This is a genomic window from Pseudomonas marginalis (assembly GCF_024169655.1).
GTDB lineage: Bacteria > Pseudomonadota > Gammaproteobacteria > Pseudomonadales > Pseudomonadaceae > Aquipseudomonas > Aquipseudomonas paraveronii.
In genome coordinates, this window is the sequence record NZ_JALJWV010000001.1 from 1,966,121 (window position 1) to 1,982,967 (window position 16,847).

Below are 16,847 nucleotides of genomic sequence, written 5' to 3' on the forward strand. Positions count from 1 at the left end.
CTTGCCCGCGATAGCAGTGGGTCAGGCACCGAATGCATCGACTGACACGCCGTCATCGCGAGCAAGCCCGCTACCAGGCTCAGCCTTGCTTGAACATCTCTTCGGCACGCTGGCGGATTTGTGCTTCGCTCAGATCCTCTTTGCGCGTGGCCAAGAACCACACATGACCGAACGGATCTCTCAACGTGCCGGAGCGGTCGCCGTAGAACTGGTCCTTGGGTTCGGAAATGGATATACCGCCGGCAGCGATCGCTTGTTTGTACTGCGCGTCCACATCGCCCACATATAAATGCAGGGCGACACTGGTGTGGCCATCGCTTGGGCTGCCAAAGGCCATTTCACCGCAGGGCGAGGCGAGCATGATCGCCGAGTCTCCGATACGCAGTTCGGCGTGGCCGACCGTGCCGTCGGGCATGTCCAGGCGCATGACTTGCGTGGCGTTGAAGGCTTTTTTGTAGAACTCGATGGCTTCGGCAGCTTTTTCGACGCCCAGGTAGGGCGTGATGCTGTGATAGCCCTCGGGGATAGGTTTTACGCTCATATCGTTCTCCTTGAATTATGGTTATGGGGGCAGGCTCTTTCACTATAGGCCACGCCAACCGTGGCTTGCGGCCAACCGACGAGGTGTTGCCCCGGCAACAGCGAACAGGCAGATCGTTTCGCCATCAGTGCTGCGGCGGGCGCTGTCCCAGGGTTTAAGGTGAACATTTCCCACAGGGAGCGGTTTTTCAGCTGGGCTCCAACAACTGAGCCCCCGGCCCACGCGCACCGAGTTGGTCGCCCTGGTTGCGCAACGGGCATGCCTCCAGCGACAAACACCCACAACCAATACAGCCATTGAGCTTGTCGCGCAGGAGCATCAGCTTGTTGATGCGTTCGTCCAAATCCTGCCGCCACGAGGCCGACAAACGCTGCCAATCTTTAGCGGTAGGCGTGCGTCCATCCGGCAGGGTCTGCAATGCTTCACCAATTGTCGCCAGCGGAATCCCCAGGCGCTGGGCGATTTTGATCACCACCACCCGGCGCAGGACGTCGCGGGGGTAACGCCGTTGATTGCCGGCATTGCGATTGCTTTTAATCAGCCCCTTGGTTTCGTAAAAATGCAGCGCCGTGACCGCCACGCCGCTGCGGGCCGACAGTTGGCCGACAGTGAGCTCCTTGGTAACCATGAAAAACTCCAGATAGACGCTTGACCTTGACTTAACTAGAGGTTTTACCCTGCGTGGCATCGAATCGCAAGATTCTGCCTACGTAGAAAGGGGAGTGTTCATGCAGGTATCAGAGAAGAATCTCAGTTTCACTCAATTGATTGAGTTTCAGGTCGAGCCCCAACAACAGCTCGCCCTGGTCGCGGCGTTATCCACCCAGAGTGAGCGCCTGGCCCAGGGGCACGGCGGCTTTCTCAACGCGAGTGTGCAGGTCAGCGATGACGGGCGGCGGGTACTCAATTACCTGCAATGGCGCTCACGCGAGGACGGCGAGGCGGCCTTGCAGTGCTTTGAGCACGGCGAGGAAAATTTCTGGACACTGATACGCGCCCACCAGGCCACGGCCGTGACCTTCGGTTCGTTCCAAGTGCTGCACAGTTTCGAGCGCAGCCATGACAATGCGTTGCACTGCCGTCTAAATGGATAGGTGCAGCATACGCTCACCTTGTACGTTTTCCCCCGGACGGCGCTTGTTCACCGCCAGCTCGCCGATTTTGATCAGGCGCGTGCGCGTGACGTTGCGGCTCAGGCCCAGCAGGTTGGCGGTGTGGACCTGGTTGTAGTGGCTGAAGCGGTAGGCGGCACGCAGCAACGCGTCCTCGACTTTTTCATGCAGGGCGCCGGCCTGTTCCTCGAACAGCTTTTGAAAGGCCCGTTCAAGCAAGGCTTCGGCACTGTTGTCGGTGCTGTGCTGGCTGTCGTCCTGACGCTCGATGCGCAGGTTCGACAGGCGCAAATCGTCGCGTTCGATCAGACCATTCCGGCAGATCAGCAAGGTGTGGTGAATCACGTTTTCCAGCTCGCGGATATTGCCCGGCCAGCTGTAGCTTTTTAGCTTGTGTTCGGCCTCGCGACTGAGGGTGATCGGGCCGTAGCCCAGGCGCTGGCTGTAGGCTTGGATGAAGTGGCGGGTCAGCGGCAGGATGTCGCCGGGACGCTCGCGCAACGGGCTGAGCTCCAGGCTGACCACGTCGAGGCGGTAGTAGAGGTCTTCGCGGAAATGCCCGGCGTTGATGGCTTTTTCCAACTGCACGTTGGTCGCCGCCAGCACGCGCACATCGATGGGAATGCTCTTGCGCGAGCCCAGGCGCACCACTTCCCGCTCTTGCAGCACGCGCAATAATTTGACCTGGATCGCCATCGGCAAATCGCCGATCTCATCGAGAAACAAGGTGCCGCCGTCGGCCTCTTCGAACCAGCCGGCCTTGGCGCTGAGGGCGCCGGTGAAGGCGCCTTTTTCATGGCCGAACAGTTCGGCTTCCACCAGCGATTCGGAAAACGCCCCGCAGTTCACCGCTACAAAGGGCCGGTTACGCCGTGCGCTGAGGTTATGAATATGACGCGCCACCAGCTCTTTACCGGTCCCGGTTTCGCCGATGATCAACACGCTGGCTTCGCTGGGCGCCACTTGCTGGATATGGTCGAGCAGCGCCTGGGATTTCGGGTCTTCGAAGACCTGGGCCGTGGCGCGGATCGAGGTGGCGAGGGCGGGCGAGGGCGGTAAGGTTAAAAGCTGCATGGGCACCTCTTTATGAATAGAACGTAGGAGTCGGCAGGGACTGGTTCAACGCCCAGTCCCCCAGTTCGTGGAGTTTGTAGTCCACCGGATCGTGCAGGCTTTGCGTGCGCAGGTTGCGCCAATGGCGATCCAGGCGCAGTGACGCATGGGTGGAGCGCGCGCCGGTGACTTCAAATAGACGGCTGCACAACTCCAGGCCCTGGCGGCTGGCGGCGACCTTGGCGGTGGCGATGGCGATGGCCAGTTGGCCGCGTTCGTTTTCGCTGAGGTTCGGCCCCTTGGCCCAGGCTTGATCGAGCAGCGTGGCGGCGCGTTCCACCAGTAGGCGTACACCTTGCAAGGCCACCCAGAATTCGCCGTAGTGGTGCAGTACGTAAGGGTCCTGGCGCACATCCTCGGCGGTGGATTTGTGCCACGCGCGGGTTTCGGTGAGGGTGTAGTTGCGCGCTTCGTCAAAGGCACCTTCGGCGATGCCGAGGAACATGTGCGTGAAGGTCAACTGTGCGATCAGTGGGCGTAGGCAGGCGAAGGGTGTGCTCAGTGGACCCGGGTCGAGCAGCAACTCCGATTCCTCGACGCGTACCCGTTCGAAACTGGCGCTGCCGCTGTCGGTCTGGCGCTGGCCGATATTGTTCCAGTCGTTGTGCAAAGTGATGCCGCTGCGTCCACTGGGGATGGCGGCGATCAGCAATTTGCCGCCGGCGCTCTCATCCACCGCCGAGGCGATCAGCATTTCCGAATCGCTGGCGCCGGAGCAGAAACTCTTCTTGCCGGAGAACTCACGCCAGCCGCCGAAATCCTTGACCAGTGTGCGCGTGTCCAGCGGGTTGAGGGCGTTGCCCCAGAACCAGTTTTTGCGCGCGGTCTGTTCGAACCAGGGTTGCCATTGGTCCGGGCGCGAAAACAGACGGACCGTGGCGAGCATCAGGTGGTGGAAACCGAAGACGTGGGCGATGGAGCTGTCGACCTTGGCGAATTCACGCACGATGCCCAGGGTGTCGCTCCAGCGTCCACCGAGGCCGCCGTATTGAGCGGGAATGCTCAGCGCCAGCAGACCGCTTTGGCGCAGGGCATCCCGTTCGGTTTTTGGCGTGCCACCGCGCTCGTCGCGTTCGACGGCGGTGAGGGCGAATTCGGCGGCGAGCTGTCTGGCGGTCTGCAAAGGTGAGGGCAGGACGCTGTGGGGTTTGGCTGTCACGCGGTATTCCTCATAGGGCTCTAATGCCGTGTGCGATCTATTGGGCAATGAAGATCAAAGGTGGGATCTCAGCGTTCTCAGGCCTTGGCTGGCAGCACATCATTGGCAATCATTTCGCCAAACGGCCCCGTCAGATTGGTGACGCCGCGTCCGGCCAGGCTGGCGTAGGGCTCCGGTAATAGCGGGAACACCAACTCGGCGAAGCGATAGGCTTCTTCGAGGTGCGGGTAGCCGGAGAAGATGAAACTCTCGATGCCCAAGTCCGCGTATTCCTTGATCCGCTCAGCCACTTGCTGCGGGTTGCCCACCAGCGCCGTACCGGCACCGCCACGTACCAGGCCGACACCAGCCCAGAGGTTGGGGGCGATTTCCAGGTTGTCGCGGCGCCCATCGTGCAAGGCGGCCATGCGGCGCTGGCCTTCGGAGTCAAAGCGCGAGAAGGATTTTTGCGCGGCGGCGATGGTCTCGTCGCTGATGTGTTCGATCAGTTTGTCGGCGGCTTTCCAGGCGTCTTCTTCGGTCTCGCGCACGATCACATGCAGGCGGATGCCGAATTTCACGGTCCGCCCGTGGCGCGCGGCACGTTCACGCACATCCGCGAGCTTTTCGGCGACGGCGGCAGGTGGTTCGCCCCAGGTCAGGTACACGTCCACCTGTTCGGCGGCGAGGTCGTGGGCGGCGTCGGAAGAACCGCCGAAGTACAGTGGCGGATAAGGCTTCTGCACCGGTGGGTAAAGCGCCTTGGCATTCTGTACACGCAGGTGCTTGCCTTCGAAGTCCACCGATTCGCCCTGCAACACGCGGCGCCAGATCCTGAGGAATTCGTCGGAGACTTCATAGCGTTCACTGTGGTCGAGGAAGCTGCCGTCGCCGCGGTTTTCGTCGGGGTCACCGCCGGTCACGACGTTGATCAGCAGGCGGCCGTTGGACAGGCGATCCAAGGTCGCCGCCATGCGCGCCGACACCGTGGGCGAGATGATGCCTGGGCGAATTGCCACCAGATAGCGCAAGCGTTCCGTCAGCGGCACCAGTGCCGAGGCGATTACCCAGGAGTCTTCGCACGAGCGCCCGGTAGGAATCAGCACGCCGTAGTAGCCAAGGCTGTCAGCAGCCTGGGCGACTTGCTTCAGATAATTGAGGGTGACCGGGCGAGCACCTTGGGTGGTGCCCAGGTAATGACCGTCACCGTGAGTGGGCAGAAACCAGAAAACATCCATGACGAATCCTTAAGCGATTTTCAGCAGAGAGGGGGAGTGCGCGGCGAACAAAGGCGCTGCGCGTTCTGCCGCAAGGCGAATACGGCTTTTCAAGGCTTCGTTGGTGATTTGGTAATCGGTGAAATCGGCTTCGGTGGCATACACGCCGATCGGCAGGGTCAGGGCCTGGAAGAAGCTGAACAGCGGGCGCAACTGGTGATCGAGTACCAGTGCGTGACGTTCACTGCCACCGGTGGCGGCCAGCAGCACCGGGGTGTCGATCAACGAATTTAGGCCAACCAGGTCGAACAGGTGTTTGAGCAGGCCTGGATAAGAACCGCGATAGACCGGTGCGGCGACGATCAGCAGGTCGGCCTGTTCGATGGCCAACAGTTGGGATTCGACCTCGGCCGGCAACTCATCGCGCGAGAGTGCGCCGCCCAGTGGCCGGGCGATATCGCCGAGCTCGATAAGAGTGGTCTGGATCGGCAATACTTTTGCCAGTTCGGCCAGCACGGCCTGGGTCAACACCAGGGTGCGGGACGGGCGCCAGGTTCCGCCGGAGAGGGCAACGACATTCAGGGGACGGGTCATGAACAGTTCCTTTTTCAACAGTGGTTCATCGCAGGAGAAGTGAGTCGGTCTGAGCAAGAGCTGTACCAACGGCTGCAGGCCTTGAATCGCTTGGGCTGCGTGCTTACTGCTGAAAACGGTGCTGTTGTCTGCCTGGTGTTTTGTTGAATGGCTGTTGCCTGGGCAACAGTTGCGTGGCGAACAGTGTCGGGTTCGCGTGGAGCCATTTATAGAGGGTTCCTTTTATTCCGTAAATGAACGTATTTCTATATTTATAGATCTTATTGGAATATGTGTGCTGCCCTATCGAGGGTGTGGCCTCGGTTGATAGCGACTATCACGGATGATGATTTTTCTCCGTTCAAGGTCGGGAGTAGCCTGTGTTCATTGACTTGAGACCTCCTTCGCAGAGCCACCGCCATGAACCGATTTCTTGCTGTTTGCGTATTACTTGTCACTTCTGTCGTTGCCGGTTGTGCGACCCATCCCTCGCCTGAATTGCGCCCTTACACGGCACAAGAAACCCGGGAACTGGCGCTGGAGGCGTTGAGCCGTCGCGGGTTGTCGTTTGACGAGTATCAACAGCAGCGGGCTGCCCTGACCCAGGCACAGAAGCCTTTCGGCTTTGATCACCAGGGTGAAATGAACGCCGAACGTAATGTGACCCTGCATGGTCGTCCCAGTTGAGCCGGTGCTCAGTGCCAAAAAGCCCGAGGTTTCTCAAGAAACCTCGGGCTTTTTGTTTGCCATGGCGCTACTTCAGCCTGTTAAGCTGAATTTCAGGAGCGTTCCTACGCACATTTACGTCAAGTGGTCCTTTTTTAATGGCATTCGATCGGGTAAACCTGACGACCTCTGTTCCGGTCGATGCCCCTGAGACGTTGCTCTCGGGAACCAGCTCTGCGAGTCCCCAAGGTTATGAATAAACGTCCGTTGTATTTCGACTATGCCGCCACCACCCCGGTGGATGAGCGGGTCATCCAGGTGATGATCGAGTGCCTGGGCTTCCATGCCAATTTCGGTAACCCTGCGTCCAGTTCCCACGCATTCGGCCAAGCGGCCCGGCAAACGGTTGAGCGGGCGCGTCGCCAGGTGGCCGAGTTGGTCGGTGCCGAGTCGGAGCAGATCGTCTGGACGTCCGGCGCGACCGAGTCCAACAACCTCGCGATCAAGGGTGTAACTCAAGCACGGGGCGTGGCGGGTGGGCATATCATCACCAGCCAGATCGAGCACAAGGCCACGCTGGATACCGCGCGGCAGATGCAGGAAGCCGGTGTAGCCGTGACCTACCTGGTGCCGGACGCCGATGGGTTGATCAGTGCCGAGGCGGTGAGTGAAGCACTGCGTGAAGACACCTTCCTGGTCTCGCTGATGCTGGTGAACAACGAATTGGGCACGCTCAACGACATCCCCGCCATCGGCGCGCGGGTGCGTGAACACGGCGCGTTGTTGCATGTGGACGCGGCGCAAGGAGTGGGCAAGGTGGCAATCGACCTGGCGCAATGGCCGGTGGATTTGATGTCGTTTTCCGCGCACAAGGTGTATGGCCCCAAGGGGATCGGCGCGTTGTATGTCGGGCCGCGGGCGCAGCAGAAGGTGATGGCGCAGATTCACGGCGGTGGTCATGAGGGCGGCTTGCGCTCAGGCACCCTGGCGACCCACCAGATCGCGGGCATGGGCGCGGCGTTCGCCCTGGCGGCGCAGGCTTTTAGCGAAGAGCAGGCGGCAATCGTGGCCTTGCGCCAGCGCTTGCTGGATCAACTGGCGACGGTTGCCGGTGTGCGTCTCAATGGCAGCGCCACCCAGCGCATTCCTCACACCCTCAGCCTCACGTTCGGTGAAGGCGAGTTCGACGCTGCAGCCTTGAGCGCGGGCATGGCTTTTTCCGCGACCTCGGCCTGCAATTCGGCAAGCAATGCGCCTTCCCACGTGCTGCTGGCGCTGGGGCATGACGCCCGCAGCGCCGGTCGAACCGTTCGCTTGAGCCTGGGGCGGTTCACCACCGAGCAGGACATCGACCAGGCCGTGCAATTGATCAAGGTCGCCCTTGCCAGTGCGCCGGCGTTCTGGGCGGTTTGATTCTTCATTCGCAACACATAACAATTATTCGTGGTTAGCAGGAGACACAATGAGTACTCAGCCTTTGACCCATGGAGCGGTTCCCCAGCGCCTGGCGCATACCCGTGAACTGATGCGCCGCGAAGGCATTCACGCCTTGCTGGTGCCGTCGGCTGACCCGCACTTATCCGAATACTTGCCGGGCTACTGGCAGGGGCGTCAATGGTTGTCGGGGTTCCACGGGTCAGTGGGGACGCTGATCGTCACCGCGGATTTCGCCGGTGTCTGGGCCGACAGCCGCTACTGGGAACAAGCGACCAAGGAGCTCAAGGGCAGCGGTATCGAACTGGTGAAACTGCAGCCGGGTCAACCAGGTCCGCTGGAATGGCTGGCCGAGCAGACGCCGCATGGCGGTGTGGTGGCGGTCGATGGTGCGGTGATGGCCGTGGCTTCGGCGCGTACTTTGGGCGGTAAACTTGCAGAGCGCGGCGCACGCCTGCGTACCGATATCGACCTGTTGAATGAAGTCTGGAACGATCGCCCGACGTTGCCGAATCAGCCGATCTACCAGCATCTGCCACCGCAGGCCACCGTCAGCCGTGGGGAAAAACTCGCTGCGCTGCGCGCCAGTTTGAAAGAAAAGGGCGCCGACTGGCATTTCATCGCGACCCTGGATGACATCGCCTGGTTGTTTAACTTGCGCGGTGCCGATGTATCGTTCAACCCGGTGTTTGTGTCCTTTGCCCTGATCAGCGCACAACAGGCCACTTTGTTTGTGGCGCTGAGCAAAGTCGATGCCGAGCTGCGCGCTGTGCTTGAGCAGGATGGCGTGATCTTGCGCGATTACAGCGAAGTCGCCGATGCGCTGCGGGCGGTGCCGTCGGGCGCGAGTGTGCAGGTTGATCCGGCACGCGTGACCGCCGGCTTGCTGGAACACCTGGATGCCAGCGTCAAGCTGGTGGAAGGGATGAATCCGACTACGCTGGCCAAATCCCGCAAGAGCCTGGCCGACGCGGAACATATCCGCCAGGCCATGGAACAGGATGGCGCGGCCCTGTGCGAATTCTTCGCCTGGCTGGAGAGTGCGCTGGGCCGTGAACGCATCACTGAACTGACCATCGACGAACACCTGACGGCTGCACGTACCCGCCGGCCCGGTTATGTGTCGCTGAGTTTCAACACCATCGCCGCGTTCAACGCCAATGGCGCGATGCCGCATTATCACGCCACCGAAGAAGAGCATGCGCTGATCGAAGGTGATGGCCTGCTGTTGATCGACTCGGGCGGCCAGTACTTGGGTGGTACTACCGATATCACGCGGATGGTGCCTATCGGAGCGCCGAGTGATGAACAGAAGCGTGATTGCACCCGCGTGCTCAAGGGGGTGATTGCGCTGTCCCGTGCTCACTTTCCCAAGGGCATTATGTCGCCATTGCTGGATGCCATCGCACGAGCGCCGATCTGGGCCGAAGGTGTCGACTATGGGCATGGCACAGGTCACGGCGTAGGTTATTTCCTCAATGTGCATGAAGGTCCGCAGGTGATCGCCTACCAGGCGGCCACTGCGCCGCAAACCGCGATGCAGCCGGGCATGATCACTTCCATTGAGCCGGGTACGTACCGTCCGGGGCGTTGGGGCGTGCGTATCGAGAACCTGGTGTTGAATCGCGAAGCAGGCAAGACCGAGTTTGGTGAGTTCCTCAAGTTCGAAACCCTGACCTTGTGCCCTATCGACACCCGTTGCCTGGAGCCGTCGTTGCTAACGGCGGAGGAGCGCCAGTGGTTCAATGCGTACCATGCAGAGGTGCGTCAGCGTTTGAGCCCATTGCTCAGTGGCGCCGCGTTGGAGTGGTTGCAGGTGCGGACTGCGGCGATTTGATCGGTCGCTGCTCGGCAGATGCCGCTTGCGATCTGCGCGCAAGCGGTTAGCCGCAGCGTCGCGAAGGGCTGCGTCGGTTCGAGGCGTTCAAGGTGGGCGGTGCGGAGCAGTCGGAAGTGGACTGCTCAGGCCGTCATTTACAGATGACGATCATGCTCCGGCTGGTGTAGCCGGCAGGGTTGAGGCCGAAGGGATAGTCCCCAGGCTCCTCGGAGTTGTCACCGGACTTGGCGATAACCCGGTAGCCTTTGGCACCGCATGAATTGACTGCACTGGTGTAGCACTGGTCCCAGGAGGAGGACAGGCCGGAACAGTTGATATGCAGCCCTTTTTTGCCCCGTTTCACTTCTGTTTTGGTGGTCGCGGCACAGCCAGCAATGGCCATGACCATTAACAGTATCAAAATTCGCTTCATTCCTATCCTTAATAGCGGCTTCGAAAAAATGCATGAAGCCAGCTTTACTCGCTCTCGATTGTAGCGTTCGCGCTGTCCTTGTCGAAACTCTCCATGAATGACATTTGGTTGCGGCCTAAACATGGCCTAAATGAGCGGCAAATACCAGAGCTACCGTCAAAGATGATTAATCGGCTGGTACCAGAGGTTTAGCCTCGTTTCGCATGGTCAGCGTGGCGCCAACGGAGGCCAGGATAATGCAGGCGATGGCCATCCACTGTGCAAGCGACAAATGCTCCAGCAGGAAGAACAGGCCCGAGAGTGCGCCGAATGCGGGTTCGATGCTCATCAACGTGCCAAAAGTACGGGCGGGCAGGCGAGTCAGCGCGACCATCTCCAGGGTGTAGGGCAGCGCGGTGGACAGGATGGCGACGCCGATGGCGACCGGAATCAGCGCGGGCGTCAGCAGCGTCACACCCGCATGGACGATGCCGATGGGGGCGACGAACAAGGCAGCGATCATGACGCCCAGGGCCGCCGTTTGTACGCCGTTATCATTCCCCGCCTTTTGGCCGAATAGAATGTAGAGCGCCCAGCAAACACCTGCGCCTAATGCATAAGCCGCCCCGACCAGGTCGATGCCAGTGCTGGCTTCTCCCATGGGAACTAACAGCAGAAGACCGACGACTGCGAGGGCGATCCACAGAAAGTCCACCGCCCGGCGCGATGCGTAGAGGGCGACCGCGAGCGGCCCGGTGAATTCCAGGGCTACCGCAATACCAAGGGGGACTGTGCGCAGCGACATATAGAAGAGGAAGTTCATGCCGCCCAGGGCCATTCCGTAGACGATCACGGTGCGCAGGGATTTGGCCGTCAGCGTGGCGCGCCATGGGCGCAATATAAGCAACATGATGATGCTGGCGAAAATCAGACGCAGCGTGGTGGTGCCTTGGGCGCCTACGATAGGGAACATGCTCTTGGCCAGCGAGGCGCCGGACTGGATGGAAGCCATGGCGATCAACAGCAGACCGACGGGAAACAGTGCCGAGGCCAGGCTGCGGGGGGAGGTGGTCATTGGGGGTGTTCGTCCGAGGTCATATTTGAGTAGCAGAGAGCCCTATGATGCTTAACTGTGCGGCATTGAGCAATATATTGCTCAATCATCAATCGGCGGGCCTCTATATATAGAGGGAGTTCAGAGGTTTTCGGCTGTTTGATAGAAAAACCAAATTAAGGGTTGACGGCAAATCCTGGACGTCTATAATTTGCCCCACTTCCGGCGCAGTCGAAACGGAAAACTCCTTGGTAAACAAAGAGTTATGCGAGATTCGACAGCGGCCTGCTTCAGTTCATCGAGGCCTGGAAGGAGTTGGTAGAGCAATGTTGTTTGGCTCTATTAACGTTTCGATCTTCTCGGTCGAAAGCGGAGAAAAAGAGGTGTTGACAGCAGCGTGTAACGCTGTAGAATTCGCCTCCCGCTAACGAGAGATCGGAAGCGCAAGTGGTTGAAGTTACAAAGGAAACTTTGAAAACTTCTTAAAATAATCACTTGACAGCAAATGAGGCTGCTGTAGAATGCGCGCCTCGGTTGAGACGAAAGATCTTAACCAACCGCTCTTTAACAACTGAATCAAGCAATTCGTGTGGGTGCTTGTGGAGTCAGACTGATAGTCAACAAGATTATCAGCATCACAAGTTACTCCGCGAGAAATCAAAGATGTAACCAACGATTGCTGAGCCAAGTTTAGGGTTTCTTAAAAACCCAAAGATGTTTGAACTGAAGAGTTTGATCATGGCTCAGATTGAACGCTGGCGGCAGGCCTAACACATGCAAGTCGAGCGGTAGAGAGAAGCTTGCTTCTCTTGAGAGCGGCGGACGGGTGAGTAATGCCTAGGAATCTGCCTGGTAGTGGGGGATAACGTTCGGAAACGGACGCTAATACCGCATACGTCCTACGGGAGAAAGCAGGGGACCTTCGGGCCTTGCGCTATCAGATGAGCCTAGGTCGGATTAGCTAGTTGGTGAGGTAATGGCTCACCAAGGCGACGATCCGTAACTGGTCTGAGAGGATGATCAGTCACACTGGAACTGAGACACGGTCCAGACTCCTACGGGAGGCAGCAGTGGGGAATATTGGACAATGGGCGAAAGCCTGATCCAGCCATGCCGCGTGTGTGAAGAAGGTCTTCGGATTGTAAAGCACTTTAAGTTGGGAGGAAGGGCAGTTACCTAATACGTGATTGTTTTGACGTTACCGACAGAATAAGCACCGGCTAACTCTGTGCCAGCAGCCGCGGTAATACAGAGGGTGCAAGCGTTAATCGGAATTACTGGGCGTAAAGCGCGCGTAGGTGGTTAGTTAAGTTGGATGTGAAATCCCCGGGCTCAACCTGGGAACTGCATTCAAAACTGACTGACTAGAGTATGGTAGAGGGTGGTGGAATTTCCTGTGTAGCGGTGAAATGCGTAGATATAGGAAGGAACACCAGTGGCGAAGGCGACCACCTGGACTGATACTGACACTGAGGTGCGAAAGCGTGGGGAGCAAACAGGATTAGATACCCTGGTAGTCCACGCCGTAAACGATGTCAACTAGCCGTTGGGAGCCTTGAGCTCTTAGTGGCGCAGCTAACGCATTAAGTTGACCGCCTGGGGAGTACGGCCGCAAGGTTAAAACTCAAATGAATTGACGGGGGCCCGCACAAGCGGTGGAGCATGTGGTTTAATTCGAAGCAACGCGAAGAACCTTACCAGGCCTTGACATCCAATGAACTTTCTAGAGATAGATTGGTGCCTTCGGGAGCATTGAGACAGGTGCTGCATGGCTGTCGTCAGCTCGTGTCGTGAGATGTTGGGTTAAGTCCCGTAACGAGCGCAACCCTTGTCCTTAGTTACCAGCACGTCATGGTGGGCACTCTAAGGAGACTGCCGGTGACAAACCGGAGGAAGGTGGGGATGACGTCAAGTCATCATGGCCCTTACGGCCTGGGCTACACACGTGCTACAATGGTCGGTACAGAGGGTTGCCAAGCCGCGAGGTGGAGCTAATCCCAGAAAACCGATCGTAGTCCGGATCGCAGTCTGCAACTCGACTGCGTGAAGTCGGAATCGCTAGTAATCGCGAATCAGAATGTCGCGGTGAATACGTTCCCGGGCCTTGTACACACCGCCCGTCACACCATGGGAGTGGGTTGCACCAGAAGTAGCTAGTCTAACCTTCGGGAGGACGGTTACCACGGTGTGATTCATGACTGGGGTGAAGTCGTAACAAGGTAGCCGTAGGGGAACCTGCGGCTGGATCACCTCCTTAATCGACGACATCAGCTGCTCCATAAGTTCCCACACGAATTGCTTGATTCATTGAAGAAGACGATAAGAAGCAGCCCGAAATTGGGTCTGTAGCTCAGTTGGTTAGAGCGCACCCCTGATAAGGGTGAGGTCGGCAGTTCGAATCTGCCCAGACCCACCAATTTTGTGTGGGAACCTGTAGAAATACGGGGCCATAGCTCAGCTGGGAGAGCGCCTGCCTTGCACGCAGGAGGTCAACGGTTCGATCCCGTTTGGCTCCACCACTACTGCTTCTGAAGTTTGAAAGCTTAGAAATGAGCATTCCATCGTGATGATGGTGAATGTTGATTTCTAGTCTTTGATTAGATCGTTCTTTAAAAATTTGGGTATGTGATAGAAAGATAGACTGAACGTTACTTTCACTGGTAACGGATCAGGCTAAGGTAAAATTTGTGAGTTCTCTTAATTGAGAAATTCGAATTTTCGGCGAATGTCGTCTTCACAGTATAACCAGATTGCTTGGGGTTATATGGTCAAGTGAAGAAGCGCATACGGTGGATGCCTTGGCAGTCAGAGGCGATGAAAGACGTGGTAGCCTGCGAAAAGCTTCGGGGAGTCGGCAAACAGACTTTGATCCGGAGATGTCTGAATGGGGGAACCCAGCCATCATAAGATGGTTACCTTACACTGAATACATAGGTGTAAGGGGCGAACCAGGGGAACTGAAACATCTAAGTACCCTGAGGAAAAGAAATCAACCGAGATTCCCTTAGTAGTGGCGAGCGAACGGGGACTAGCCCTTAAGTGGCTTTGAGATTAGCGGAACGCTCTGGAAAGTGCGGCCATAGTGGGTGATAGCCCTGTACGCGAAAATCTCTTAGTCATGAAATCGAGTAGGACGGAGCACGAGAAACTTTGTCTGAATATGGGGGGACCATCCTCCAAGGCTAAATACTACTGACTGACCGATAGTGAACTAGTACCGTGAGGGAAAGGCGAAAAGAACCCCGGAGAGGGGAGTGAAATAGATCCTGAAACCGTATGCGTACAAGCAGTGGGAGCCTACTTGTTAGGTGACTGCGTACCTTTTGTATAATGGGTCAGCGACTTATTTTCAGTGGCGAGCTTAACCGAATAGGGGAGGCGTAGCGAAAGCGAGTCTTAATAGGGCGTCTAGTCGCTGGGAATAGACCCGAAACCGGGCGATCTATCCATGGGCAGGTTGAAGGTTGGGTAACACTAACTGGAGGACCGAACCGACTACCGTTGAAAAGTTAGCGGATGACCTGTGGATCGGAGTGAAAGGCTAATCAAGCTCGGAGATAGCTGGTTCTCCTCGAAAGCTATTTAGGTAGCGCCTCATGTATCACTGTAGGGGGTAGAGCACTGTTTCGGCTAGGGGGTCATCCCGACTTACCAAACCGATGCAAACTCCGAATACCTACAAGTGCCGAGCATGGGAGACACACGGCGGGTGCTAACGTCCGTCGTGAAAAGGGAAACAACCCAGACCGTCAGCTAAGGTCCCAAAGTTATGGTTAAGTGGGAAACGATGTGGGAAGGCTTAGACAGCTAGGAGGTTGGCTTAGAAGCAGCCACCCTTTAAAGAAAGCGTAATAGCTCACTAGTCGAGTCGGCCTGCGCGGAAGATGTAACGGGGCTCAAACCATACACCGAAGCTACGGGTATCACTTAGGTGATGCGGTAGAGGAGCGTTCTGTAAGCCTGTGAAGGTGAGTTGAGAAGCTTGCTGGAGGTATCAGAAGTGCGAATGCTGACATGAGTAACGATAATGGGTGTGAAAAACACCCACGCCGAAAGACCAAGGTTTCCTGCGCAACGTTAATCGACGCAGGGTTAGTCGGTCCCTAAGGCGAGGCTGAAAAGCGTAGTCGATGGAAAACAGGTTAATATTCCTGTACTTCTGGTTATTGCGATGGAGGGACGGAGAAGGCTAGGCCAGCTTGGCGTTGGTTGTCCAAGTTTAAGGTGGTAGGCTGGAATCTTAGGTAAATCCGGGATTCTAAGGCCGAGAGCTGATGACGAGTTATCTTTTAGATGACGAAGTGGTTGATGCCATGCTTCCAAGAAAAGCTTCTAAGCTTCAGGTAACCAGGAACCGTACCCCAAACCGACACAGGTGGTTGGGTAGAGAATACCAAGGCGCTTGAGAGAACTCGGGTGAAGGAACTAGGCAAAATGGCACCGTAACTTCGGGAGAAGGTGCGCCGGTGAGGGTGAAGGACTTGCTCCGTAAGCTCATGCCGGTCGAAGATACCAGGCCGCTGCGACTGTTTATTAAAAACACAGCACTCTGCAAACACGAAAGTGGACGTATAGGGTGTGACGCCTGCCCGGTGCCGGAAGGTTAATTGATGGGGTTAGCTAACGCGAAGCTCTTGATCGAAGCCCCGGTAAACGGCGGCCGTAACTATAACGGTCCTAAGGTAGCGAAATTCCTTGTCGGGTAAGTTCCGACCTGCACGAATGGCGTAACGATGGCGGCGCTGTCTCCACCCGAGACTCAGTGAAATTGAAATCGCTGTGAAGATGCAGTGTATCCGCGGCTAGACGGAAAGACCCCGTGAACCTTTACTATAGCTTTGCACTGGACTTTGAATTTGCTTGTGTAGGATAGGTGGGAGGCTTTGAAGCGTGGACGCCAGTTCGCGTGGAGCCAACCTTGAAATACCACCCTGGCAACTTTGAGGTTCTAACTCAGGTCCGTTATCCGGATCGAGGACAGTGTATGGTGGGTAGTTTGACTGGGGCGGTCTCCTCCTAAAGAGTAACGGAGGAGTACGAAGGTGCGCTCAGACCGGTCGGAAATCGGTCGTAGAGTATAAAGGCAAAAGCGCGCTTGACTGCGAGACAGACACGTCGAGCAGGTACGAAAGTAGGTCTTAGTGATCCGGTGGTTCTGTATGGAAGGGCCATCGCTCAACGGATAAAAGGTACTCCGGGGATAACAGGCTGATACCGCCCAAGAGTTCATATCGACGGCGGTGTTTGGCACCTCGATGTCGGCTCATCACATCCTGGGGCTGAAGCCGGTCCCAAGGGTATGGCTGTTCGCCATTTAAAGTGGTACGCGAGCTGGGTTTAGAACGTCGTGAGACAGTTCGGTCCCTATCTGCCGTGGACGTTTGAGATTTGAGAGGGGCTGCTCCTAGTACGAGAGGACCGGAGTGGACGAACCTCTGGTGTTCCGGTTGTCACGCCAGTGGCATTGCCGGGTAGCTATGTTCGGAATAGATAACCGCTGAAAGCATCTAAGCGGGAAACTAGCCTCAAGATGAGATCTCACTGGGACCTTGAGTCCCCTGAAGGGCCGTCGAAGACTACGACGTTGATAGGTTGGGTGTGTAAGCGCTGTGAGGCGTTGAGCTAACCAATACTAATTGCCCGTGAGGCTTGACCATATAACACCCAAGCAATTTGACTACTCGAAAGAGCATCAGATTGCGGTGTGTGAAGACGAAACGAACCGAAAGTTCGACTCTTACAAAACACCGAAAGCTATCACATACCCA

General features: G+C 57.2%; 12 protein-coding genes, 2 tRNA genes and 2 rRNA genes. 8 read left to right on the forward strand and 8 right to left on the reverse strand.

The window, feature by feature from the left end; all coding sequences use genetic code 11:
- Nucleotides 1-79: 79 nt before the first annotated feature.
- Nucleotides 80-541, reverse strand: coding sequence for a VOC family protein (locus J2Y83_RS08955; RefSeq protein ID WP_253394566.1), 462 nt, complete (start codon nucleotides 539-541; stop codon nucleotides 80-82).
- A gap of 187 nt (nucleotides 542-728) precedes the next feature.
- Nucleotides 729-1,169 (reverse strand): redox-sensitive transcriptional activator SoxR, encoded by a 441-nt coding sequence (soxR, locus tag J2Y83_RS08960; RefSeq protein WP_253394568.1) that lies wholly within the window; start codon nucleotides 1,167-1,169, stop codon nucleotides 729-731.
- A gap of 100 nt (nucleotides 1,170-1,269) precedes the next feature.
- Here soxR and J2Y83_RS08965 point away from each other — a divergent pair, with 100 nt between their 5' ends.
- Nucleotides 1,270-1,635 carry an antibiotic biosynthesis monooxygenase gene (locus J2Y83_RS08965; RefSeq protein WP_253394570.1) on the forward strand — a complete coding sequence of 122 codons (366 nt, stop codon included), beginning with the start codon at nucleotides 1,270-1,272 and terminating at the stop codon, nucleotides 1,633-1,635.
- On the opposite strand, the gene J2Y83_RS08970 is transcribed toward J2Y83_RS08965, so the two are convergent.
- The 4 genes from J2Y83_RS08970 to msuE form a co-directional block, all read right to left on the reverse strand.
- Nucleotides 1,624-2,727 carry a sigma-54 interaction domain-containing protein gene (locus tag J2Y83_RS08970; protein WP_247402608.1) on the reverse strand — a complete coding sequence of 368 codons (1,104 nt, stop codon included), beginning with the start codon at nucleotides 2,725-2,727 and terminating at the stop codon, nucleotides 1,624-1,626. The genes J2Y83_RS08965 and J2Y83_RS08970 overlap by 12 nt on opposite strands.
- A 10-nt stretch (nucleotides 2,728-2,737) precedes the next feature.
- On the reverse strand, nucleotides 2,738-3,925 hold the full coding sequence (locus J2Y83_RS08975) for an acyl-CoA dehydrogenase family protein (protein WP_253394572.1): 1,188 nt from the start codon (nucleotides 3,923-3,925) through the stop codon (nucleotides 2,738-2,740).
- Nucleotides 3,926-4,002: 77 nt separating this feature from the next.
- Complete coding sequence (ssuD, locus tag J2Y83_RS08980; protein ID WP_078833079.1) at nucleotides 4,003-5,142, reverse strand: FMNH2-dependent alkanesulfonate monooxygenase; 1,140 nt, start codon at nucleotides 5,140-5,142, stop codon at nucleotides 4,003-4,005.
- Between the two features lie 9 nt (nucleotides 5,143-5,151).
- Entirely contained in the window at nucleotides 5,152-5,715 is a 564-nt protein-coding gene (gene msuE, locus J2Y83_RS08985; protein ID WP_253394574.1) for an FMN reductase, read from the reverse strand.
- 399 nt (nucleotides 5,716-6,114) lie between these two features.
- Between msuE and J2Y83_RS08990 the strand changes: the two genes are divergently transcribed.
- The 3 genes from J2Y83_RS08990 to J2Y83_RS09000 all read left to right on the forward strand — a co-directional run bounded on the left by J2Y83_RS08990 (nucleotide 6,115) and on the right by J2Y83_RS09000 (nucleotide 9,631).
- Nucleotides 6,115-6,381, forward strand: coding sequence for a hypothetical protein (locus J2Y83_RS08990; protein WP_253394575.1), 267 nt, complete (start codon nucleotides 6,115-6,117; stop codon nucleotides 6,379-6,381).
- A gap of 231 nt (nucleotides 6,382-6,612) precedes the next feature.
- Nucleotides 6,613-7,773 (forward strand): cysteine desulfurase family protein, encoded by a 1,161-nt coding sequence (locus J2Y83_RS08995; protein ID WP_253394576.1) that lies wholly within the window; start codon nucleotides 6,613-6,615, stop codon nucleotides 7,771-7,773.
- A 49-nt stretch (nucleotides 7,774-7,822) separates the two neighbouring features.
- Nucleotides 7,823-9,631 carry an aminopeptidase P family protein gene (locus tag J2Y83_RS09000; protein ID WP_253394577.1) on the forward strand — a complete coding sequence of 603 codons (1,809 nt, stop codon included), beginning with the start codon at nucleotides 7,823-7,825 and terminating at the stop codon, nucleotides 9,629-9,631.
- 133 nt (nucleotides 9,632-9,764) lie between these two features.
- Here J2Y83_RS09000 and J2Y83_RS09005 read toward each other — a convergent pair whose 3' ends face one another.
- Nucleotides 9,765-10,046, reverse strand: a complete 282-nt coding sequence (locus tag J2Y83_RS09005) for a hypothetical protein (RefSeq protein ID WP_253394578.1) — start codon at nucleotides 10,044-10,046, stop codon at nucleotides 9,765-9,767.
- A 166-nt stretch (nucleotides 10,047-10,212) separates the two neighbouring features.
- Complete coding sequence (gene rhtA / locus J2Y83_RS09010; RefSeq protein WP_253394579.1) at nucleotides 10,213-11,100, reverse strand: threonine/homoserine exporter RhtA; 888 nt, start codon at nucleotides 11,098-11,100, stop codon at nucleotides 10,213-10,215.
- Nucleotides 11,101-11,799: 699 nt separating this feature from the next.
- On the opposite strand from rhtA, the gene J2Y83_RS09015 reads away from it, so the two are divergent.
- The 4 genes from J2Y83_RS09015 (at nucleotide 11,800) to J2Y83_RS09030 (ending at nucleotide 16,736) form a co-directional block, all read left to right on the forward strand.
- Nucleotides 11,800-13,336 (forward strand): 16S ribosomal RNA (locus tag J2Y83_RS09015).
- 82 nt (nucleotides 13,337-13,418) lie between these two features.
- Nucleotides 13,419-13,495, forward strand: a tRNA-Ile gene (locus J2Y83_RS09020).
- A 27-nt stretch (nucleotides 13,496-13,522) separates the two neighbouring features.
- Nucleotides 13,523-13,598 (forward strand) — tRNA-Ala (locus J2Y83_RS09025).
- 247 nt (nucleotides 13,599-13,845) lie between these two features.
- Nucleotides 13,846-16,736 (forward strand): 23S ribosomal RNA (locus J2Y83_RS09030).
- The 16S and 23S rRNA genes sit together here with 2 tRNA genes alongside, the layout of an rRNA operon.
- Nucleotides 16,737-16,847 lie beyond the last annotated feature (111 nt).